The following is a 20,944-nucleotide window of genomic DNA, read 5'->3' as shown; positions in this document are numbered from 1 at the left end:
CACGAGCGCTGACGGTTCGGGTCCCGGCACGGACCGTCCCTCGCCACCACCACGCCTCCTCGACGAAGTGGACTCCACTCATGCACCGCGTACTCGGTGACCGCAGGGCCGTGCTGATCCTGATCGGCCCCGCACTCCTCGTCTACTCCCTGATCATGCTCGTACCGATGCTGTGGTCACTGGGATACAGCTTCACCAAGGGCAACCCGATCGACGGGTTCACCGGCAACGGCCTGGGCAACTTCCAGCGCCTGTTCACCGACCCGGACGTCCGCCAAGCCCTGTGGTTCACCGCCAAGTACGCGGTCACCGTCACCGTCGGCCAGGTCGTCGCCGGGTACCTGCTCGCCCTGCTCTACGTGTTCTTCCTGAAGAAGGCCTCGGCGCTGATCCGCACCCTGGTGTTCTTCCCCGTCGTGCTGCCCACCGTCGCCGTCGGCCTGCTCTTCAAGAACTTCTTCCAGGTCGCCCCGCAGAACGGCCCGGTCAACTCCCTGCTCAACGCTGTCGGGATCGACTCCATCGACTTCTTCGGCAGCTCCGGGCACGCCTTCTGGGTCCTGATCATCATGGACATCTGGCGGTCCATGGGCTTCTACGCCGTCCTGCTCTTCGCCGGTCTCGTCGACATCCCCGAGGAGGTTCTCGAATCGGCCCGTCTGGACGGCGCCTCCGGACTGCGCCTGATCCGCCACATCGTGCTGCCGATGTCCTTCCCGGTCCTCATGTCGTCCCTGATCTTCAGCATCAACGGCACCCTGAAGGTCTTCGACTCCATCGTGGCGCTCACCAACGGCGGCCCGGGCAACAGCACCTCACCGCTGACCCTCTACATGTTCCAGACGTCGTTCACCTACAGCGACTACGGCTACGGCAGCACCATCGCCCTGCTGCTCACCATGGTGTGCCTGCTGGTGACCCTGGTCGTCTTCCGCGTCTCCCGGCGCGATCTCACGAAGGACTGAGCCCATGGCCCTCGACACGCCACACAAGACCCCGGCGGCCACGGGCAACGGCGGCCGCGGCACCCACCAGCGTCCCATCCTGCGCACTCCGCGCCGCCGTCGCGGCCGGCTGTGGGTGAAGGTGATCGTCGCGCTCCTGCTGATCATCGAGATCTACCCGCTGGTCTGGATGTTCCTCACCTCGCTGAAATCCAACAGCGACTACCTCAACAACTCCACCTGGAGCCTGCCCACCCACTGGGAATGGGGCAACTACAGCGAGGCCTGGACCACCGGCCACATCGGCCTGTACATCCAGAACAGCCTCCTGGCCGTCCTGCCGGCCCTCGCTCTGATGCTCCTGCTCGGCACCGCCGCCGGGTTCGCCCTGCAGATCATGGTGTGGAAGGGCCGCAGCTTCACCCTGCTGATCTTCCTCACCGGCATGATGGTGCCCGCGCAGATGATCCTCCTGCCGCTGTTCACCATCTACTTCCAGACCGGCCTGTCCGGCACCCTGTGGCCGCTGATCCTCACCTACACCGGCACTGGCCTGCCACTGACTGTGTTCATGATGGCCACCTACTACAAGTCCGTGCCCCGGGAGCTGTTCGAGGCCGCGACCATCGACGGCGCCGGCATCCTGCGCGCCTTTTGGACCATCAGCATCCCCCTGGTCCGCAACGCTATCCTCACCGTCGGCCTGGTCCAGTTCTTCTTCATCTGGAACGACCTGCTCATCGCACTGACCTTCACCAACAGCCAGGACCTGCGCACCATCCAGGTCGGCCTGCTCAACTTCACCGGCGACTTCGGCGCCACCCAGTACGGTCCCCTCTTCGCGGCCATCTGCCTCAACGTCTTCGGCACCCTCGTGATCTACCTCTTCCTCAACCAGAAGGTGATGAAGGGCCTCACCTCCGGCGCCGTCAAGGGCTGACAACCAACCCGACAGCCCCGCTGGTTGTCCCCGCCCACCTCATGGAAGGTTCCTCCGCTGTGTCGCTTCAGCCTGCCCCCGTCACGTTCGAGCATCTGCGTGACGGCCTCGGAATCGGCTCGCCAGAACCGCGGCTGTCCTGGCAACTGCCCGCCGGCAGTGAGACCCAGAGCGCCTACGAAGTCGAACTCGACCGCGACGGATCGGTGTCCCGCACCGGCCGCATCACCAGCAGCGACCAGACCGTGGTGCCCTGGCCCGGCCGGCCACTGACCTCCCGCGAACGCGTCACCGTTCGGGTGCGCACCTGGGCGACCGGCGACGCCCCCTCCGCCTGGTCGCAGCCCGTCCCCGTCGAAGCGGCACTCTTCGACGCAGGCGACTGGCTGGCCCAGCCCGTCGGCGCCGCCTGGCCCGAAGAGCCCGACGGCGACCGCCGCCCGGCCCGGGTCCGCCGCGACTTCCACCTGACCAGGCCCGTCGCGCACGCCCGCCTCTACATCACCGCGCACGGCCTGTACGAAGCCGAGATCAACGGCCGCCGTGTCGGCGACGACACCCTCTCCCCGGGCTGGACCGTCTACAGCCAGCGGCTGCGCTACTACACCTACGACGTCACCGACCACCTCGCCGACGGCGCCAACACGATCGGCGCCTTCCTCGCCGACGGCTGGTACCGCGGACTCATCGGCTTCGACGGCGGCACCCGCAACATCTACGGCACCGACCAGTCCCTCATCGCCCAGCTCGAAGTCACCCACACCGACGGCACCACCACGGTCATCGCCACCGACCAGCAGTGGCAGGCCGCCTTCGGCCCGATCATGAGCGCCGGCCTGTACGAGGGCGAGATCTACGACGCCCGCCTGCACGATCCGGCCTGGTCCACTCCGCAGCACGCGGACACCGGCTGGAGCCCCGTCGCCGTGCACAACCGGGATCCGCACACCCTCATCGTGCCCAAGGCATCCCCGGTGCGGTGCACCCAAGAGATAGCCCCCGTGTCGATCACCCCCAAGGGGGAGGGCCGCTACGTCCTCGACTTCGGACAGAATCTCGTCGGCCGCCTCCGCGTCACCGCGGACGGACCGGCGGGCACCACGGTCACCCTGCGCCACGCCGAGGTCCTCCAGGACGGAGAACTCGCCACCCGCCCGCTGCGCGGCGCCACCTCCACCGACGTCCTCACCCTCGACGGCGACGGCCCCCTCACCTGGGAGCCCCGCTTCACTCTGCACGGCTTCCGCTACGCCGAAGTGAGCGGCTGGCACGGAGACGTCACCGCCGACAGCGTCACCGCCCGCGTGTACCACACCGACATGCGGCGCACCGGCTGGTTCGAGTGCAGCGACGACCAGGTCAACCGGCTGCACGAGAACGTCGTGTGGAGCATGCGCGGCAACTTCGTCGACCTGCCCACCGACTGTCCCCAGCGCGACGAACGCCTCGGCTGGACCGGCGACATCCAGGTCTTCGCTCCCACCGCCGGCTTCCTCTACGACTGTGCCGGCATGCTCGACTCCTGGCTCGACGATGTTGCCGCCGAGCAACTGCCCGACGGCACCGTCCCCTGGTACGTCCCGGTCATTCCCGGCGGCCCTCAGTGGACCCCGATCCAGCCCGGCGCCGCCTGGGGCGACGTCGCCACCCTCACCCCGTGGGTGCTCTACCAGCGCTTCGGCGACCTGGAACTGCTGCGCCGCCACTTCCCCATGGGCCGCGCCTGGGTGGACCTGCTGGAGCGGCTGGCCGGCGAGGACCGCATCTGGGACACCGGCGACCAACTCGGCGACTGGCTCGACCCCATCGCACCGCCGGACGACCCCGGCGCCTCCCGTACCGACCGCTACCTCGTCGCCACCGCCTACTTCGCCCACTCCGCCCGCCATCTGTCCTATTCGGCACGGGAGTTGGGATACCAGGATGTCGCCGACACCTACGGCCGCCTGGCCGACGAGGTAGCCACCGCGTTCCGCGGCTGCTATGTGGCTGCCTCGGGCCGCATGACCAGCGACAGCCCCACCGCCTACTGTGTCGCCCTGATGTTCGACCTGCTCGCCACCGACGCACAGCGCACGTTCGCCGGCGACCGGCTGGCCGAACTGGTCCTGGCCGACGACGCACGCATGGCCACCGGCTTCGTCGGCACCCCACTGATCTGCGACGCGCTGACCGACGCCGGACACCTGGACGTCGCCTACCGGCTGCTCACCCAGACCGAATGCCCGTCCTGGCTCTACACCGTGTCCATGGGCGCCACCACCATCTGGGAACGCTGGGACAGCCTGCGCCCCGACGGCACCCTCAACCCCGGAGGCATGACCTCCTTCAACCACTACGCGCTCGGCGCCGTCGCCGACTGGCTGCACCGCACCGTCGCCGGCCTGGAGCACACCCGACCCGGCTACCGCACCCTCGCCTTCCGGCCCAGGCCCGGCGCGGGCATCACGTGGGCCAAGGCCCGCCACGAAACCCCCTACGGCACAGCTGCCATCGCCTGGGAGCAGACCGCGAGCGGCATCAGCGCCCAGATCACCGTGCCCGACGGCTGCGAGGGCCGCGTCGAACTGCCCGGCTGCCAGCCCGTCACCGTGGGCCCGGGCGAGCACCGCATCGACAGCAGCGCCATGAGCCACCGGGCCGCCTGAGCCGCTTCACCCAAGGCACTTCTCCCGCCGGCCTGCCTTCCGCACATGCGGCAGACGGCCAGAGGAGCACAACACGGGCGGCGCCGGCACCGTCCTGACCCCGGCACCGGCACCGCCCGCACCACCGCACCACACCTGAACCCGGCCGCACCGGACGACGACTGCGGCCAGCACCCGCACCACCTCGTGACTCAGCACCCCTCCCGCCGCAAGGAGAGCGTGACATGACCCGTCCCAGAGGAATGACCCGACGCGAAGCCGTCGCCACATCCGTAGCCGCTCTGGGAGGAGCCGCGGTCATGACCGCCGGCTTCCCCACCTCAGCTGCCGCCGCCACAGGCGCGGCTCCGGCCGCCGCGCCGAGCAACCAGCCCTGGCGCGACAAGAACAAGTCCGCCGCCCGCCGCGCCGACGCCCTGCTCAAGGCCATGACCTTCGATGAGCAGGTCCTGCTGGTGACCGCCGTCGAGCCCGCCGAGTCCACGCCGCTGGAACACCTCGGCATTCCCGCGATGACCCGCGTCGACGCCTCTGATGGCCTGCGCGGCGACACGGGCGTCACTGCCTTCCCCGCTCCCAACGCCCTGGCCGCCACCTTCGACCCCGACCTCGCCGAGAGGTACGGCTACGCGGTCGGCGCGGAGGCCCGTGGCAAGGGCTGGAACGTCCTGCTCGGCCCGACCGTCGACATCGACCGCAACCCCCACAACGGCCGCGAGTCCGAGTCCTACGGCGAAGACCCGCTGGTCAACGGGCTCATCGGCGCAGCGGTCACCAGGGGCTTCCAGAACAACGACGTCATCGCCCAGGTCAAGCACTTCACCGTCTACAACCAGGAGGAGGGCCGCAACTCCCTCGACGTGAAGGTGTCCGAACGGGCCCTGCGCGAGCTGTACTACCCGGCCTTCGAGCACACGATCCGCGACGGCGGCGCCCTGTCGATCATGGGCTCCTACCCGCGTATCAACGGCGTGTTCGCCTGCGAGAACCCGCACACCATCAGCGCCCTGAAGAACGATCTGGGCCTCAAGGGCTACCTCGGCACCGACTTCTACCCCTCGGGCGACCGCGTCGCGGAGATCAACGCCGGCGTCGACTCCGCCGCGCTCACCCCCGACACCCCCAAGGCCGCCTTCACCGACGGACGTATCCCCAAGGAGCGCACCACGGAGGCGGCCCGCCGCATCCTGTTCGCGCTGTTCGCCTCGGGCGCCTACGACAACCCGCTGCCGGACAAGCCTGCCGACGTCGTCACCTCTGATGCGCACCAGGCCCTGGCCCGGATCACCGGTGAGCAGGGCACCGTCCTGCTGAAGAACCAGGGCGGCCTGCTGCCGCTGTCGAAGAAGAAGACCATCGCGGTCATCGGCCCGGCCGGCACGGACGCCATGACCGGCGTGGAGGGTTCCTCCTACGTCGACCCCGGCGAGTTCACCACCGCGGTGGACGCCATCAAGGCCAAGGCCGGCGCCTCCAAGGTGCTGTTCTCCCAGGGCACGCTCGGCGACGTGGCCCTGCCGGTCATCCCGGGCGACGTGTTCACCACGCCCGACGGAAAGACCGGCCTGAAGGCCGAGTTCTTCGCCGGCGAGAACCTGTCCGGCGACCCCGTGGCCACCACGACCACCGCCAACGTCGACTTCCGCTGGGGCAACCCGGTCGGCGACCTGCCGTCGAAGTGGTCGGCCCGCTGGACCGGAAAGATCACCCCGCCCACCACCGGCTTCGTCCGCATCTCCACCCTGCTCTCCGGCGCCGCCAAGATCGTCGTCGACGGAGTCACCGTCCTCGACGACTCCCGGTTCATCTGGGACTCCTTCTTCGGCCCCAAGGAGTCCGCGATCGGCGGTGTCGTCCAACTCACCGGCGGCAAGGCCGTCGATATCACCGTCGAGTACACCACCAAGGACGCCGGCTACAACGGCCCCAGCATGAAGCTGTGCTGGCAGCCCGACTCCCTCATCCCCGCCGCCGTCGCCACCGCCAAGAAGGCCGACGTCGCCGTCGTCTTCGTGAACAACTACACCGGTGAGGCGTTCGACCGCGACAACCTCTCGCTGCCCGGCGACCAGGACCAGCTCATCGAGGCCGTCACCGCGGCCAACTCCAACACCATCGTCGTCCTGAACACCTCCGGCCCGATGCTCATGCCCTGGCTCGGCAAGGCCAAGAGCGTGCTGCAGGCCTGGTACCAGGGCGCCGCCACCGGCACCAGCATCGCGGGCATCCTCTACGGCGACGCCGAACCTGGTGGCCGCCTGCCCGTCACCTTCCCCGCCGACGAGAAGCAGGGACCCTCCACCTACACCGGCGGCAAGAACGACGGCGCCTACGACAGAATCACCTACGACGAGGGCATCTACGTCGGCTACAAGTGGTACGACAAGCACCGTGCCAAGCCGCTGTTCCCCTTCGGCCACGGCCTGTCCTACACCAGCTTCAGCCACCGCGACGCCCGCGTGACCAGCCGCGGCCGCGGCGACATCGCCGCAGAGGCCAGCGTCGAGGTGCGCAACACCGGCAAGCGCACCGGCTCCGACGTCGTCCAGGTCTACATCGGGCACCTGCCCACCCGGGTCGACACCCCCGCCAGGGTCCTCGCCGGCTTCGCCCGTGTCGTCCTCAAGCCGGGCGAACGCACCACCGCCAAGATCGAGATCAGCCGCCGGCTCGTGTCCTTCTGGGACGAGGACAAGAACCGCTGGACCACCCCCACCGGCAAGGTCCCGGTCTACATCGGCACCTCGGTCGCCAACGCCGGCTACGCGGGCTCGATCGACGTCAAGTAGCCCCTCCAGCAGGCCTGCTCGGGACCACGCACACCCCGGGCAGCCCCCCACGCTGCCCCCTGCCCGGACCGGGACGTCCGGGCAGGGATCGGCCAGCACCATCCCGCCGCCGCGGGAAGGGCTGCGCCACGTGCCTTTTCCAGGCGGCGCCCCACTGATGCACGCACCCCCAGATCCGGGGCCACCCGGTCTTGCGTACTCAAAGGAGATCCGCATGAACCACCCCAGCCGTCGCACCGTGATGTCCGCAGCGTTGGGCGTCACCGCCGCCGCCGGACTCCCGGCCGCCCTGGCCTCCGCCAGCGGTGCCAGCGCCGCCGCGACCACGGCAACCGTCGCCGTCAACGCGAGCGCATCCCTCGCCACGGTGCCCGCCACCCTCGTGGCTGCCAACACCGCGATCTACGACGCGTTGCTGCCCCACGCCACCACTGCCGGCCTGCTGCACGACGCGGGCGTGAAGTACCTGCGCTACCCGGGCGGTTCGCACTCCGACGTCTACCACTGGCAGACCCACACCGCCGAGAACGGCGCCTACATCGACCCGAACACGGGCTTCGACAACTTCATGACGATGGCCGACAGCGCCCAGGCCAAGCCGATCATCACCGTCAACTACGGCTCCGGCACCGCGCAGGAGGCCGCCGCCTGGGTCAAGTACGCCAACATCACCAAGGGCCACGGCATCACGCACTGGGAGATCGGCAACGAGGTCTTCGGCAACGGCCACTACGGCGGCTCCTACAACTGGGAGTACGACACCCACGCCGACAAGAGCCCGGCCGCCTACGCCAACGCCTGCGTGGACTACATCGCGGCCATGAAGGCGGTCGACCCGTCGATCAAGGTCGGCGTGGTGCTGACCACCCCGACCTTCGGGCCCGACGGAATCGTCGGCTCGGGCGACTCCGGTGACTGGAACGACGTGGTCCTCGCGATCGTCAACACCAAGGCCGACTTCGTCGTCATCCACTGGTACCCGTACACCTCGTCGACCAGCGAGGCCGAGATGCTGGCCAAGCCCCAGACGGGCGCGGACATCGTCACCAAGGTCCGTGCCGACCTGGACAAGTGGGGCGTGGCCGGCGCCGAGATCTTCTTCACCGAGCTCAACGGCGGACCGCCCCGTGACACCCAGCCCAGGCGCTGTGGGCGGCCGACACCTATCTCACGCTCGCCGAGGCCGGCGTCAAGAACGTCACCTGGTGGAACGTGCACAACGGCTTCGGCGGCACCTCCACCGACTCCACCGGCGCCACCGACTACAACGACGAAGGTCTCATCTCCTACGGCAGCAGCGGAGAACCCGCCGCGCACACGCCCTTCCGCAGCTATTACGGCATCCAGATGCTCTCCCGCATCTGCGCCGCGGGCGACACCCTGGTGCGGGCCACGTCTTCCAGCAGCACCCTCAGCGCCCACGCCGTCAAACGGCAGAACGGCGGCCTCGACCTGCTGCTCATCAACAAGGACAACACCAACCCCTGCACCGTCTCGCTGTCCTACAGCGGCTACTCGCCCAAGAGCAGCACCCAGACGGACACCTACGGCCTGACCTCCAGCACCATCACGCACGCCACCTCCGGCAGCGCCGGCACCCAGACCGTGCCGCCCTACGGACTGCTGGCCGTGCACCTGACCGCCTCCTGACGGCGGCCTCAATCTGGCGTGCGGGGCGCACCGCTGCCCCGCTGCGCCCCGCACGGCCCCCGCGCCCCCAGACCCGGCACATCTGCAAAAGGGGAAGTTTGTATGAATATCCACCCATCGGCTGCGGTGGCTGAGAGCAGCGGGCCCCCTCGCTGCCGCGGCCCTCGCGCTGAGCGCGCTGCCCACGCACGCCGCTGGCGCCGATTTTCCGTCCGCATTGGGGATCAGGTCGCGGGCCGATGAGTTTCCTGCGGCGCGCCTGTCTGTCCTTGTGCAACTGACTCGCGGAAGGCTGGCGCCATGCGGAAACTGATCTACGGCATGAACCTGACCCTGGACGGCTACATCGCTGCGCCCGGCGACGACATCGGCTGGAGCGTGCCAAGCGAGGAGCTGTTCCAGTTCTGGTCCGACCAGTTGCAGGCGACCGACCTGACGCTGTACGGGCGCAAGCTGTGGCAGACGATGAGTTCCTACTGGCCGACCGGCGACCGGCAGCCCGACGCCACCCCGGCGGAAATCGAGTTCGCGCATCGATGGCGGGACATGTCGAAGGTGGTGTTCTCCTCGACGATCGACAAGGTCGACTGGAACACCCGCCTGGTCACCGGCGACGCGGTCGCTGAGATCACTCGACTCAAAGCCGAGGACGGCGGCCCGATGGACATCGGGGGTGCGACGCTCGCAGGGGCGGCCATGAGGGCCGGGCTGATCGACGAGTACGTGCTGGCCACCGCGCCGGTCCTGACGGGCGGCGGCACGCCGTTCTTCACCGTGCTGGACACCTGGGTGAACCTGAACCTGGTGCAGACGCGGACACTTCCCGGCGGCGTGATCCTGACCAGGTACGAGACGAGGCGCTGAGTGCCCGCCCGGAAGCGCTGCACGGGGGTATCGCCCCGCTGCGCGCTTACAGTTCCAAACGCCTGTCGGATGTGCTCTCTTGGTCCTTCGTTCCGGGGCCCGTCTTCGGCTGTGCCGTCCCCCTGGCCGAGGTATCGGACGATTGCCGGGCGATGGGCGACCAGTCGGCGCGGTGCGCATCTCCTTCTGAGCGCGGGGTCGGCGGCACGGGTGTGGTCCTCCCGTGACGCGCGGGGCTCTTGCGATGTCAGGCGGTGCGCTTCGCGTGGCGGACCAGCCACATCAGCAGGGCGTCCAGGTCGGCGGCGGCCGAGAGGACCCGGTCGACCGCCTCGGGGGTGTGCAGCCACTCCTTGCAGCCGAGGGGACGCGCGGCGATCAGGGGACGGTGGCGCAGCAGGTTCGTACGGGGTGGTCTGTCGGATAGCCGTGCGGGGCGTTTCGTCACGTCCCCGGAGATGTCGTAGCCCTTCTTGTGCACGCCCTCGATGATGGCGGACAGTTCGCGGGTTGCGCACTTGCCGAGCTGGTCTCCTCTGGGAGGGCGAGCTTTTGTGAGGAAGACGACGCCCGGTGATGACAGACTCGTTGCCACCCCGGCTCGCCCGCGCTGTGCTGCCCAGCAGGTCGGCGGATCGCGTGAAGTGTTGGGACGACTTCTGGAAGCGGTACAAGTAGCACACGAGGGCCCCACTGTTCGCGATGGGGCCCTTTCGTTTTGCAGGGCCCGTCAGTTGAAGCCACCACTGAAGTTGCTGTTCAGCTGTGCGCTACAGATGTTGTAGCCACCCTGTGCCTCGCCAGTCTTTGTGCGGTCGCCGATGGTCACGGAGCACTTGATGTGCCCGCCGCCTTGTAGCTGCGCCGTCACCTGATAGAACATCGCGTCATCCTTGACCATCATGGTCTTGGTCCACGGGAGAGAACCACCCTGGAGGTTCGTGCCGTCAGACCCGTAGGTGATGTCGACACCCGATGAAGCTGCCCCCGTGACCTTGAAGACGGCTGTCTTGTCGTCGGTCTCCTTCGCCTTCGTGGTTGACGGTGCAGACGAAGTCGATTCTGGTTCGGCCTTACTGGGCTTTGCCGACGGGCTGGACGAGGGGGAGTCGCCGTCGTCCGACGAGCAGGCGGGTACGAGCGCGAGCGCCGCGCGGTCTTGTGTAGCCGATTCTCCTCAGGTGCTCCCCAGGAGACTTGATTCTCCCCAGCTGAGCTTGCCTTGCGAGGACTTGCTGGCTGCCTGAAGCGGTGGTCCGCCCGGTTGCCTCAAGCGGGGGGCGGGGGAGCGCGTGCACCACAGCATCGGGCTCCACCACAGTCGTTGCAGCAGCCGCGAAAAGTGTTTGGCTGCAGTTTCTCTCGAGGGACGATGTGAGCAGTAATTGGTGTGGCTGTGGGGTGCCCGGATGCGGCACCGCTCTTTCGGTCAGAGGAGCTACACCCTCCTCAGCTTGTACAGGTCCCAGGAGTCGGGGTCACCGACGTAGTGGTAGAGGGTGGTTTGCTCTTGGGTGCCGCCCACATTCCAGGGCGCCCATTCACACTCTGGGAGGTCTACGTTGACCTCCTGATTCCAGGGATCGCCTCCGGCTGCGTAGGACCATGTGCCCTCGCCTGTGCACGCCTTCGCCACGACGTTGAAGTCCTCGTCGAGCTCGTAATCTCTGACACTAGACGAGGTGGCCCTGCCGTCCGCGGTGAAAGTCAGCGTCGCGCCCCTTCCGTCGGACCAGGTGCCGACCAGTGCCGTTCGGGAGATCGTCGGCGGGCGGTACGCCTGGAGGAGGTTCGTCTGGAGGGCTACTGCGCCCAGGACTGCGACGCCGAGGACGGCCAACAAGCCCCACGCCGCCACCGCGCCGAGCAGTCTGCGCCTCTGCGATCGGCCGATCAGTGCTGGGACGGTGAGAGCGACGGTGGCGGCTGACCATGAACTCGTGGCCGACTGCCAGTCCACAGGGCCGCTGAGAGCGGCTGCTTCTGATGGGGGTGCCAGTATGGCCGCCACGACCAGCGGCACCCACCACCAGGCCTCGCGGCCGCCGAACCTTCGCCCCAGTTGCCCGCTCAGCCTGACCGCGGGAAGCACGATGGCCACCGAGACCACGGCGGCGAGGACGGCGCCTGCCGCCGCCAGGAAGGGAAGAGCCAGCACCCCCAGGCCGTAATGGCCGCCTACGTTCGGCGACTCCAGTGTCTGGCTGTATACCGCAGCCACCACGAGAGCGAGCGCCGTCTCCAGCAACAGCGTCACCATCGACACCCAAAAGACTCGGCCGAAAGAGAACTCCTGCCCCACAGTGAGGCCCCCTCGTGACGTGTCGCGTGAACGCGACTGGCTCGCCGACCGATCGCGGCAACCGCCATCATGCCAGAGATTTTGAACACGTTCAGAATAGTTGCCGGACCCGCCACGACACCGAACTGCCCAGCATGCTGTGGGCAGCGCGCAAGGACGGTCGGGGGCCGGCAGGCATGAGCGGGCCGGGACCGTAAGGCAAGGAGGACTGACTCCCGATACCGGGAGGCCGAATGCCCCTCAACGCCGAGCTTCTGGCCAACCCAATGGCCAGGCAGTCCACGCACGCACGAACCCCAGATCAGGCCCTTCCCGCCGAGAGAACTGCACACCACTCACGACTTGGGAGCGGCAAAGGCGGGTCTTCGGCGGTGACGTGAAGGCAGCCGTGCGATGCTCCTGCGGCACTCCACCCGACGACAGAAGCGGCCCGAAAACTCCCTGGACCGTCCGCCCCGTCTCGGCCATGATCCCCACGTGGCCACCTACCTGGAGTCCGAACGCCTGACCCTGCGCCCCTTCGCCGCCGCCGACGCGGACCTGCTGATCGAGCTGGACAGCGACCCAGCGGTGATGCGCTACCTGACCGGCGGCGCTCCGACCCCGCCGGAGGAGGTCCGCGACCTCGTCATCCCCAGCATCCTCGCCGGGTACGAGCGCTGGGATCACGACCTCGGCCTGTTCGCCGCGTACGAGAAGGACGGCGGCGCCTTCGTCGGCTGGTTCTGCCTGCGTCCGCTGCGCAGTGGCCCGCGTGAGGAGGCCGAACTCGGCTACCGCCTGCGCCAGGCTGCCTGGGGCCGCGGCTACGCCACGGAGGTCTCGCAGGCGCTGCTGGCGAAGGGGTTCGCCGAGCTCGGCATCCGCATGGTCTGGGCCGAGACGATGACCGTGAACCGCCCTTCGCGCAACGTCATGGACAAGCTCGGGATGACACCCGCGCAGAGCATCCCCACGCCGGACGACATGATGGCGGTCGAGGGTTCCGAGCACGGAGGCGTGCGGTACGAGATCACGCAAGAGCATTGGGAGCGGCGGCAGGCGTAGGCGGTGTGAGGCGCTGTGCCCGTAGAAGTGAAGTCGTCAGCGTGCGCGGCCCTGTCTCGTCATGCCCTATCGGGTAAGTCCCGACAGTATCTTGGTGAACGCGTCGCTGAGCTCGCCCCAACGTGGGAGGCGCAGCAAGAGTCTGTGCTGCGGAAGCGGCGCTGCGGCGATCGCCGCAGCGGGGCCGGTGCCGGTGCCGGCCGGAAGCATCGTCTGGTGTTCGTCGACCGGGTGCAGGTCACGCTCGCGCACCTGTGACACGGTCGTCCGCACTCGACCCTGGCTGTGCTGTGAGAGTGGGCCGCTCCACGGTGTCCGCCGCGATCCGGCACGTCCGGTCACCGCTGGCGGCGCGCGGGTTCGCCGGCCCCGACCAGCCTGGTATCAGGCTGCGGACCATTGAGGCCCGCTTTCACGGCCTCCCGCACGCAAAAGTGAGACCCTCCCCGGCATGGGCCCGGTTTCGGGGCCGAGTTCATCCCGGCCACCGGCGGAGACCTGACCACCCTCGGCTTCCCGGACGGCCTGGCCCCGGTCCCGCGCGATTCCGGCCGTGTCCGCGGCAACCTGCACCGGCCCTCGCCGCTACCACCGCGGCCTGCTGCGAGACGGTCTGGTACGGCGGGAAGTCGTGCGGGAGGAGCCGCCAGGCGCGCCGGCCCGCCGCCAGTAGGCCAACGCGTCGACCCGCCCGACTACACGGCCCTCGCGGACGCCTTCGCCCCCATCAAGATCAACGGGCATCTATACCTCGCTCACCCCGCGACCGAGCGGTGGAACCTGGGCCAGGACATCCACAGCACGATCAAGGCGTGGTCCGAGGTGCCATGGAACGACCTCGATCTCGACGCGGATGAGGACCCCCGCCAGCTCTTCGGACTCGACGAGCTGAGCTTTGGCACCCGCAACGGGCCGTGGCCGCTCGCGAGCACTGACCGAGGGCAGACCGTCTTCCTGCTCTCTGCCCCCGACGCTCCGAGGCTCCTGGTGAACTATGACGAAACCTGGGCAGAGCACTACATGAGCTTCGCGGAATGGCTCTACCGATACCTCATCGGCGAAGACATGAGCGGGCCCAACAGTGCAGCCTTTTACCCCGGCCCGTGCAGTTGCAGCGCCTTCCGATGTCCGCTGACGAACGCCCCGAACCTTGGTACGGCCCAGACCGCGGCATGTGAGAGGCCACCGCCCTGGTCACAACGGCAACCTGATGAGATCACCTCTTAAGGGTCGTTTCATGCTCGTGTTTCATCCCTGGATGCGGCTTTGATGTGCTGGTGTCGGGTTGTGCCAGGAGATGGTGTTCTCACCAGTGAGGCGGCGGGCCATGAGGTCGGTCATGGCCAGGTGGATCATGGCTTCGGAGCGGTGCGGGTGGGTCTCGTAGTCGCGGGCCAGACGGCGGTGGAGCATCAGCCAGCCATAGGTCCGCTCGACCGCCCAACGCTTCGGGATCGGGCAGAAACCCCTGACCCCGAAAGCGCGGCGTGGACGATTTCGAGGTCGATGCCGAGGGTGGCGGCGTACTCGATGAAGTGCTTGCGGTAGCCGCCGTCGACCCAGACCTTGCGGCCGGCGTCCAGGATTCCGCCGCCGGGCGGGCCCTCCTGGAGCGGGCCGCTGCCGACCATCCCGGCCGCCGGCTGCCAATGGGTCTACCTGCCCCACGACTTCCCACCCTGGCAGTCGGTCCATGGCTCTTTCGCGCACTGGCAGAGGGACGGCACTTTCGCCCAGCTCAACGGCCTGACCCCACTTCGTGGGTGATCACCCACAGCAGGTCGTCGGGGAGTCCTAGGTGAACCTCAGGATTCGGTCTTGCGCAGGGCCGCCAGGGCCTGGTCCGCGTGCGCGCTCATCCTGAACTCGCTGCGTACGACTTCGAGTACGCGCCGGTCCGTGCCGATGACGAAAGTGGCCCGCTTCGTCGGCAGCGGGCCGAAACCGCGGGCCACACCGAACTGCCCGCGCACCACACCCTCAGGATCGGACAGCAACGGGAACCCGAAGGTGTGCTTCTGTGCGAACTCGCGCTGCCGCTCGATCCCGTCCGAGCTGATGCCTACAGGCCGGCCGCCGGCCGCCGCGAACTCGGCGGTCAGGTCACGGAAGTGACAGGCCTGCGCCGTGCAGCCAGCCGTCATTGCGGCCGGATAGAAGAACACCACGACCGGGCCCTCGGTCAGCAGCGAGGCGAGACTCGTTGGCGTGCCTGTCTCGTCGGGCAAGGTGAAGTCCTCGACTGTGGAACCGACTTGGATCCGGGGTGAAGCGGGCACGATGGCTCCCGACTGTTTGGTACGGAGACGGAGCGGACGATTCCGATCGTACTCGGCAGTAAGGACTGGAAGCGGGGGAGGGAGGAGAGGTGCGCAATACCTGCCTCGGCTTCTGCGGTGGGCAGGGCTGGTCGTGGTGCGCGATGGACTCGGTCCGTATCCGAGCCCTCGGGGGCGGCTCGGGGGACTGAGTCCGACTGAACGTGGTGGGAGCGGCTCGAAAATTCGCTCTGTTGTCGACCGCCACGGCCCGCCGCTGTCGATCGGCATCTCCGCAGTGGACCTCCACGACAGCTAAAGGCTGTCCCGTAATAGATCTTGGGGTCAATGGGAATGCGGGTAGCCGGGGTACGTCCCTCTCGTCTATCCCTTGAGGGCGAGGTTGTGGAGGAGGGCGATGTCGAGCATGGCGTAGTGAACGCCGTCGCCTTCAGCCGGCAGTCACGGAGGATCTTCCAGCTCTTCATGCGCGCGAAGGTGTGCTCAACGTGGGCCCGCACTTGCTTGCGGGAGCGATTGTGTTCCTCCTTCCAGGCCGGCAGCTCCTCGCCCTTCGTCCTGCGGTGCGGGATGACGAGCTCGGTTCCCTGGTAACCGCCGTCCGCGATGGTCACGGTGCGGCCGACGGCCTCCTCGGCGCCGGATTCCTCCCAGCCGCGGGAGTCGTGCCGGTTGCCGGGCAGAGGCTGGCCGACTACGACAACCCGGCGGGTGTCCGCGTCGATGACGACCTGATGCGCCGTGGAATAGTGATAGTTCTTCGACTGCGCGGCGATCGAACGGTCGCGGGTGGGGACCAAGGTGCCGTCCACGATCAACACGGCGTCCTCCGCGAACCGCTTGTGCGGTTTGAGGGCGAGCTTCGGGCCGAGGTGGTCAACTACGCGGCTGGCCGCGGACTTCGACACACCGAACAATGGCGCCAGTTGGCGCAACGTCAGGTTGGTCCGCCAGTAAGTGGCGACCAGCAGCACGCGGTCCGCCAGCGGTGGCCTCCACGGCCGTCCGCGACTCGGGGCGTCGGCGCCCTCCTTGCGTAGTTGGGTCACCAACTTGCTCAAGGCGCGCGGACTCAGCCCAGTGAACGGAGCTATCCATAGGGAGGTGCGCCGCGACCAGCGTGGTGACTCCGTCGACGGCGCGCCGGCGGATGGCCATCCACGGGGCGCGACCCTCACCTTCGGCCTGGCATATCCCGTCTTCGTGGTGTTCCAGGCAATCGAGTAGCTGCCGGTCCTCCCGGTCCCCGGTGGGGCGGGTGATTTCCTCCAGCAGGCCGGGGCGTTGTGGGTGTCCGAGGGCTGCGTGGGCGAGGCGGATGATGATCTCGTAGCCGCTGTGCCAGACGCCGTTGGGTGTAGCTCGTCTGGAGGGAAGGGAAGGGACTGATCCCGGGGCCCGCAGGCGGCCGGTAGTGTTGGCCGGTGATCACCAACCCGAAACTGCAGCTGACCATCGACTGTGCCGAGCCGGAGCGACTCGCGGGGTTCTGGGCCGCAGCGCTGGGCTACGAAGTCGAGCTGCCACCAGCGCCCTTCGCCAGCTGGCGCGCGTACTGGTTGGACCAGGGCTTGTCAGAGGAAGAGCTAGGCACGGGTGACTGCAGTGACTCCGTCGTCGATCCGCAGGGCGTCGGACCGAGGATCTGGTTCCAGCAGGTGCCCGAGCCCAAGGCCACCAAGAACCGGCTCCACCTCGACCTCGGCGTGAGCGGTGGGCGCGGCGTCCCGTTCGCAACCCGGAAGGAGCGCGTCCTTGACAAGGTGGCTCGACTGGAGAGCACTGGTGCGTCCCGGCTACGCGTCGAGGAGTCGGAGGAATCGGGCTCCTATTTCGTCGTGATGCAGGATCCGGAGGGCAACGAGTTCTGCGTTCACTGAGCTCAGCGTCGCCAGTCCCCTTTCACAACGCGTTTCAGCATCGACCCTGCCCAGCCCTTCCCCCTTCAGAAGAGCTACGCCCGACGCCGTTGGCCATGAGTTCGAGGCTACGAACGGCACGCACGTACCGCTAGAGCGCATGTGTCCGCCGGAGAAGGGAGGTCGCTGTGCAGCACGCCCAACTTGCGTGGATGACGCTGCTCGACTGCTGTGGGCCCGAGGATGCTGCCGGGCTGTTCTTCTGTCAGCTGTGCTGCCGTGCTTGTCAGTGCCGTGCGCCATAGTGCCGTCCATGATCAATGAACTTGAGGGCGTCGACTGGTCGTCGATGAGCCACGCGTACGGTCCGGCCGACGATGTTCCGGTATGGCTGCGGGAGATGGGTTCGCCGGATCCCGAGGTGCGCGAGAAAGCGTTCGGGAACTTCTATGGTGCGGCCCACCATCAGGGGGACGTCTACCCTTGCACCGCGGCGAGCCTGCCGTTTCTGTTTGCTCTGGCCGATGGTCCGGCAACTCCGGATCGCGCGTCAGTGGTCGCGCTGTTGCTCAGCATCGGCCGCGAAGCCTCGCATCATGACGTCGACGCGGTCTACTTCACGCCTGACGGCACCGAGTCGAGGGCCCACACCGACGTCGTCGCGCAGGTGCGCGAGCGCGCAGACGCTTTCGTCCGCTGGGCAGCAGATGCCGACCTGCTCGTCCGCCGGGCGGCGATCGAAGCGCTCGGCCTCTTTCTGGACGACGCCGACCTCGCCTTGGAAGTGCTGCGCGGCAGGCTGGCAGCGGAGGACGGCACCCCGGAACGACTACTGGTTCTCCACACGACGGCAGATCTCGCGCTACGGCTGCCCGCCGTCCACGCATCCGCCACGGCCTGGCTCGATGCCCTGATCGGCAAGCCGGCATCGGATCCCGAGATCCGGCTGGCCGCGCTCGTCCACCGGGCCCGCTGTACCCCTCAACGGATCGGGGGCGACCTCATACCGCAAGCGATCGAACTTCTCCGGCAGTCCACGCCCACCTCGCCACACACACCCGATGACGAAGCGGACGAACCCAACACCGGTGAAGAAAAAGGCACTTCGGTATCCCTGCCGTCGGAACCTCGGAGCGTCCCTCCAGAGATCGCCGCCGCCTTCGAGGACCTGGAGCGGCACAACCGCGTCCACGCGCCGACCACATCCCTGCTGCGCACCCTCCACACGGTGCTGGACGCCCGCATCCCCGAGCGCACAGCTCTGCTCACGGAGCAACTGCGCAGCTCCGATGACGCCGTTCGCTATGACGCGATCCGTATGGCCCAGGACCTGATGGCGACGTGGCGCGGTGACCACACCAACCTGGTGCTCCTCCTCACGGACTGCCTGCTGCCCGACGATCCCTACACCGCCGCCGCGGCTGCCGAGGCCCTCAAGGTTCTGGCACCCGTGTCCGAACCCGCCCGGGAAGCTCTCGCCTTCTACGTCGACCGGCAACGCACCGTGCACGGCGGGGACGTGTGGGCGGCGCCGCAGTCACCACTGCGCCGGGCTCACCAGGAAGCCGTTCTGGCGCTGGCCCGTCTTCATGACCTTCGGGCTCTGCCCTGCCTGCTGACCGCTCTGGACGACGATGTCGACGCCTGGCGGGCCCTGCAGGTCATCGGTCAACTGCGCCCGGCCGCACACGAGCTCGTACCCCGGCTGACCCGGCGGCTGGCCGGCGCGGACTTCTCCAAAGACGGGTTCGGCTCGAGCACCGGCGCCCTGCTGACCACTCTTGCTGCCCTGCGTGACCCGGCGGCCGTACCGGCGCTCACGAACGCCGTCACTGCTGCGACGCGCCAGGAGAACTGGCGCACCGCAGCCACCGCTCTCGACGCCCTGTCCGCGTTCGGAACCGGGGCCGCAACCGCCCTTCACGTCGTCCACCCGCTCGCCGACGCACAGGACATACACCTCCGCATGGCCGCCACCGGTGCTCTGTGGCAACTCGAAGGCAGCGTGGAGAGCGTCGTTCCGAAGCTGCAGGACCTGCTCGACACGCACGAACACAGTACGGCGGCCGACGTCCTTGGCCGGATCGGCCCACCCGCTGCGATGGCGCTGCCGCGCCTGCGGTCCATGCTGACCGATGGCTACGAATGGACCCGCATCCACGCAGCCTCCGCACTATGGGACATCGGCGGCGAGGCCGGGGCACCAGCTGTCGTGGAGACGCTGCTGGGCGCCTGGGAGAAGAACGACGCAACCTCCAACTACGTTGTGGCCTGCCTGCATCGCATGGGCTCAGCCGCTGCCACCGCCCTCCCCAAAATTCTGGCGGAGCTGGCGCTCTCCCGCCGCAGCGGTCACTTCGGCAGCGCCGCCGACGACGAGGAACTCCAGACCACGTGCCGTGCCATCGTTACGCACCTCGTGTGAGTCACTTGGTGCCCATGGAAGCCCCGGTCGATGCCCTGGTACGCCTCAAGGCCTCCCAACTAAAGGCCATTCAGACAGTGAGGTGTTTTCATCCTGACGCGGTCGCGAGGTGAAGGGCGAGCGCGACCTTGACGATCGCAGTGATGCGGTTGGCGCTGCAGCGTCGTCGACCACCTCGGCCCTCTCCTCGCACTCCATCCGCGCATAAAGGTCCCCAAAGACACTGTGCTCATCGTGGACGGAACCCTGCTGCCCACCGGCGACCACAGGGTGGCTGAACAGTCCAAGAATTGCCGGTAATCCACCAACCATCGGGTGTCATCGACGCGGACAGTCACTGGTGTACTTGGGCCTCGCGAACGAGGCCTCGAAGGGTGATCGTCAGAATGTCGCTGCCAGCGCAGGAAGCCCCGGTCCATCGAGGTCGTCCAGCGCCACCTGTCGGCTCGAGACGACCAGGAGCAGGGAGAGCGCAGGACCACTCACCTCGGGACCTGTGCCGATCGACAGGTCGGCGTCCGTAGCTGTCAGCCGGACGTGAGCCACAAGATTCTTGGCTCCGCCGAAGAAGGTTGGGGTGCGAAGCTGCAGGCGCAGCGCTCTGACGACCGCCTTCTTGGGGTAGGAGCGGGAGATCCCCAGCGGCCGTCGGATGTCCTCGCCGTGCACAATCTCCTCGACAAGCCGACTGTCGAGAGGCGCCGGCGGGGTCGACGTGCGCAACGCGACCTGACGAAGCCCTTTCAGAGTCTCCTGCGGTGAGGCGCCGCGTTCACGCTCGACACCGCGGGCGTTCTGCCGGTCAAAGTCGAACCGTGCCCGGGCGAGGCCGGCCAGGAAACCCAGGCGCGTTGTCCGCGCTGTGTCAGCCAGGTGAGCGACCACGTCGTGCACGGTCCACTCTTCACAGAGCGACGGTGCCTCCCATTGCTCATTGTCCAGGTATTCAAGATCACCGAGGAGCGCTGCACGTTCCTCGTGGACGATCGACCAGACATCTCCCATGGCTTCCTCCACTGGCCTGTCACTATCCCTGCCAATGGGGACTTGCCGCGCCCCGAGAACTCATCGGGCGTGATCCGAAGGCTCCGGCGGGAAGCTCGAGCGCCGAGGGGCGAAGCTCCTGCTTCCGACCTGCTCCGCCCCGGCTGCGCTGTGGCCCGTCAACCCCTGGTGAGGGGCGCGAGGCTTCCCGCC

Annotated in this window: 15 protein-coding genes and 7 pseudogenes; 14 read left to right on the top strand and 8 right to left on the bottom strand. The window is 67.9% G+C overall.

Annotated elements, in window-relative coordinates:
* Positions 1–80 precede the first annotated feature (80 nt).
* From ACFVDP_RS08060 to ACFVDP_RS08045, 4 genes are all read left to right on the top strand, one after another.
* Positions 81–965, top strand: a complete 885-nt coding sequence (locus ACFVDP_RS08060) for a carbohydrate ABC transporter permease (RefSeq protein ID WP_383485116.1) — start codon at positions 81–83, stop codon at positions 963–965.
* Positions 966–969: 4 nt separating this feature from the next.
* Positions 970–1,884, top strand: coding sequence for a carbohydrate ABC transporter permease (locus ACFVDP_RS08055; protein ID WP_383485113.1), 915 nt, complete (start codon positions 970–972; stop codon positions 1,882–1,884).
* A gap of 59 nt (positions 1,885–1,943) precedes the next feature.
* On the top strand, positions 1,944–4,532 hold the full coding sequence (locus ACFVDP_RS08050; protein WP_383485110.1) for a family 78 glycoside hydrolase catalytic domain: 2,589 nt from the start codon (positions 1,944–1,946) through the stop codon (positions 4,530–4,532).
* A 299-nt stretch (positions 4,533–4,831) separates the two neighbouring features.
* Positions 4,832–7,321, top strand: coding sequence for a glycoside hydrolase family 3 C-terminal domain-containing protein (locus tag ACFVDP_RS08045; protein WP_383485107.1), 2,490 nt, complete (start codon positions 4,832–4,834; stop codon positions 7,319–7,321).
* A gap of 807 nt (positions 7,322–8,128) precedes the next feature.
* Here the strand turns inward: ACFVDP_RS08045 and ACFVDP_RS08040 are convergent.
* Positions 8,129–8,362, bottom strand: a complete 234-nt coding sequence (locus tag ACFVDP_RS08040) for a hypothetical protein (RefSeq protein ID WP_383485104.1) — start codon at positions 8,360–8,362, stop codon at positions 8,129–8,131.
* A 171-nt stretch (positions 8,363–8,533) separates the two neighbouring features.
* Here ACFVDP_RS08040 and ACFVDP_RS08035 point away from each other — a divergent pair, with 171 nt between their 5' ends.
* Together ACFVDP_RS08035 and ACFVDP_RS08030 are read left to right on the top strand one after the other, a co-directional pair.
* Complete coding sequence (locus ACFVDP_RS08035) at positions 8,534–8,971, top strand: hypothetical protein (RefSeq protein WP_383485101.1); 438 nt, start codon at positions 8,534–8,536, stop codon at positions 8,969–8,971.
* 300 nt (positions 8,972–9,271) lie between these two features.
* Positions 9,272–9,835, top strand: coding sequence for a dihydrofolate reductase family protein (locus ACFVDP_RS08030; protein ID WP_383485098.1), 564 nt, complete (start codon positions 9,272–9,274; stop codon positions 9,833–9,835).
* Positions 9,836–10,082: 247 nt separating this feature from the next.
* On the opposite strand, the gene ACFVDP_RS08025 is transcribed toward ACFVDP_RS08030, so the two are convergent.
* Together ACFVDP_RS08025 and ACFVDP_RS08020 are read right to left on the bottom strand one after the other, a co-directional pair.
* Complete coding sequence (locus tag ACFVDP_RS08025) at positions 10,083–10,316, bottom strand: hypothetical protein (protein ID WP_383485095.1); 234 nt, start codon at positions 10,314–10,316, stop codon at positions 10,083–10,085.
* A gap of 249 nt (positions 10,317–10,565) precedes the next feature.
* A pseudogene (locus ACFVDP_RS08020) lies at positions 10,566–10,820 on the bottom strand (hypothetical protein); the annotation flags it as partial.
* Between the two features lie 4 nt (positions 10,821–10,824).
* Here ACFVDP_RS08020 and ACFVDP_RS08015 point away from each other — a divergent pair.
* Positions 10,825–11,082: a hypothetical protein gene (locus ACFVDP_RS08015; protein WP_383485092.1), complete on the top strand. Its 258-nt coding sequence runs from the start codon at positions 10,825–10,827 to the stop codon at positions 11,080–11,082.
* A gap of 191 nt (positions 11,083–11,273) precedes the next feature.
* Here ACFVDP_RS08015 and ACFVDP_RS08010 read toward each other — a convergent pair whose 3' ends face one another.
* On the bottom strand, positions 11,274–12,137 hold the full coding sequence (locus ACFVDP_RS08010) for a hypothetical protein (protein WP_383485089.1): 864 nt from the start codon (positions 12,135–12,137) through the stop codon (positions 11,274–11,276).
* A gap of 477 nt (positions 12,138–12,614) precedes the next feature.
* Here ACFVDP_RS08010 and ACFVDP_RS08005 point away from each other — a divergent pair, with 477 nt between their 5' ends.
* Complete coding sequence (locus tag ACFVDP_RS08005; RefSeq protein ID WP_383485086.1) at positions 12,615–13,184, top strand: GNAT family N-acetyltransferase; 570 nt, start codon at positions 12,615–12,617, stop codon at positions 13,182–13,184.
* A gap of 456 nt (positions 13,185–13,640) precedes the next feature.
* A pseudogene (locus tag ACFVDP_RS08000) lies at positions 13,641–13,791 on the top strand (IS110 family transposase); the annotation flags it as partial.
* Positions 13,792–14,432: 641 nt separating this feature from the next.
* Here ACFVDP_RS08000 and ACFVDP_RS07995 read toward each other — a convergent pair.
* Positions 14,433–14,755: pseudogene (locus tag ACFVDP_RS07995) on the bottom strand (transposase); the annotation flags it as partial.
* Between the two features lie 76 nt (positions 14,756–14,831).
* Here ACFVDP_RS07995 and ACFVDP_RS07990 point away from each other — a divergent pair.
* Positions 14,832–14,933: pseudogene (locus tag ACFVDP_RS07990) on the top strand (transposase); the annotation flags it as partial.
* A gap of 56 nt (positions 14,934–14,989) precedes the next feature.
* Here ACFVDP_RS07990 and ACFVDP_RS07985 read toward each other — a convergent pair.
* Complete coding sequence (locus ACFVDP_RS07985; protein ID WP_383486037.1) at positions 14,990–15,445, bottom strand: peroxiredoxin; 456 nt, start codon at positions 15,443–15,445, stop codon at positions 14,990–14,992.
* Positions 15,446–15,567: 122 nt separating this feature from the next.
* Between ACFVDP_RS07985 and ACFVDP_RS07980 the strand changes: the two are divergent.
* A pseudogene (locus ACFVDP_RS07980) lies at positions 15,568–15,758 on the top strand (IS5/IS1182 family transposase); the annotation flags it as partial.
* Between the two features lie 68 nt (positions 15,759–15,826).
* Here ACFVDP_RS07980 and ACFVDP_RS07975 read toward each other — a convergent pair.
* Positions 15,827–16,557: pseudogene (locus ACFVDP_RS07975) on the bottom strand (transposase).
* Positions 16,558–16,887: 330 nt separating this feature from the next.
* Here ACFVDP_RS07975 and ACFVDP_RS07970 point away from each other — a divergent pair.
* The 3 genes and pseudogenes from ACFVDP_RS07970 to ACFVDP_RS07960 form a co-directional block, all read left to right on the top strand.
* Entirely contained in the window at positions 16,888–17,343 is a 456-nt protein-coding gene (locus ACFVDP_RS07970; RefSeq protein WP_383485083.1) for a VOC family protein, read from the top strand.
* Positions 17,344–17,635: 292 nt separating this feature from the next.
* On the top strand, positions 17,636–19,747 hold the full coding sequence (locus ACFVDP_RS07965; protein ID WP_383485080.1) for a HEAT repeat domain-containing protein: 2,112 nt from the start codon (positions 17,636–17,638) through the stop codon (positions 19,745–19,747).
* A gap of 162 nt (positions 19,748–19,909) precedes the next feature.
* Positions 19,910–20,044, top strand: a pseudogene (locus ACFVDP_RS07960) (IS5/IS1182 family transposase); the annotation flags it as partial.
* Positions 20,045–20,128: 84 nt separating this feature from the next.
* Here the strand turns inward: ACFVDP_RS07960 and ACFVDP_RS07955 are convergent.
* Entirely contained in the window at positions 20,129–20,752 is a 624-nt protein-coding gene (locus ACFVDP_RS07955; protein ID WP_383485078.1) for a maleylpyruvate isomerase family mycothiol-dependent enzyme, read from the bottom strand.
* Positions 20,753–20,944 lie beyond the last annotated feature (192 nt).

The organism is Streptomyces sp. NPDC057694 (assembly GCF_042799415.1).
Lineage (GTDB): Bacteria > Actinomycetota > Actinomycetes > Streptomycetales > Streptomycetaceae > Streptomyces.
The sequence above is the reverse complement of the archived record's forward strand: the minus strand, read 5'-3'. Positions and strand labels throughout refer to the sequence as shown.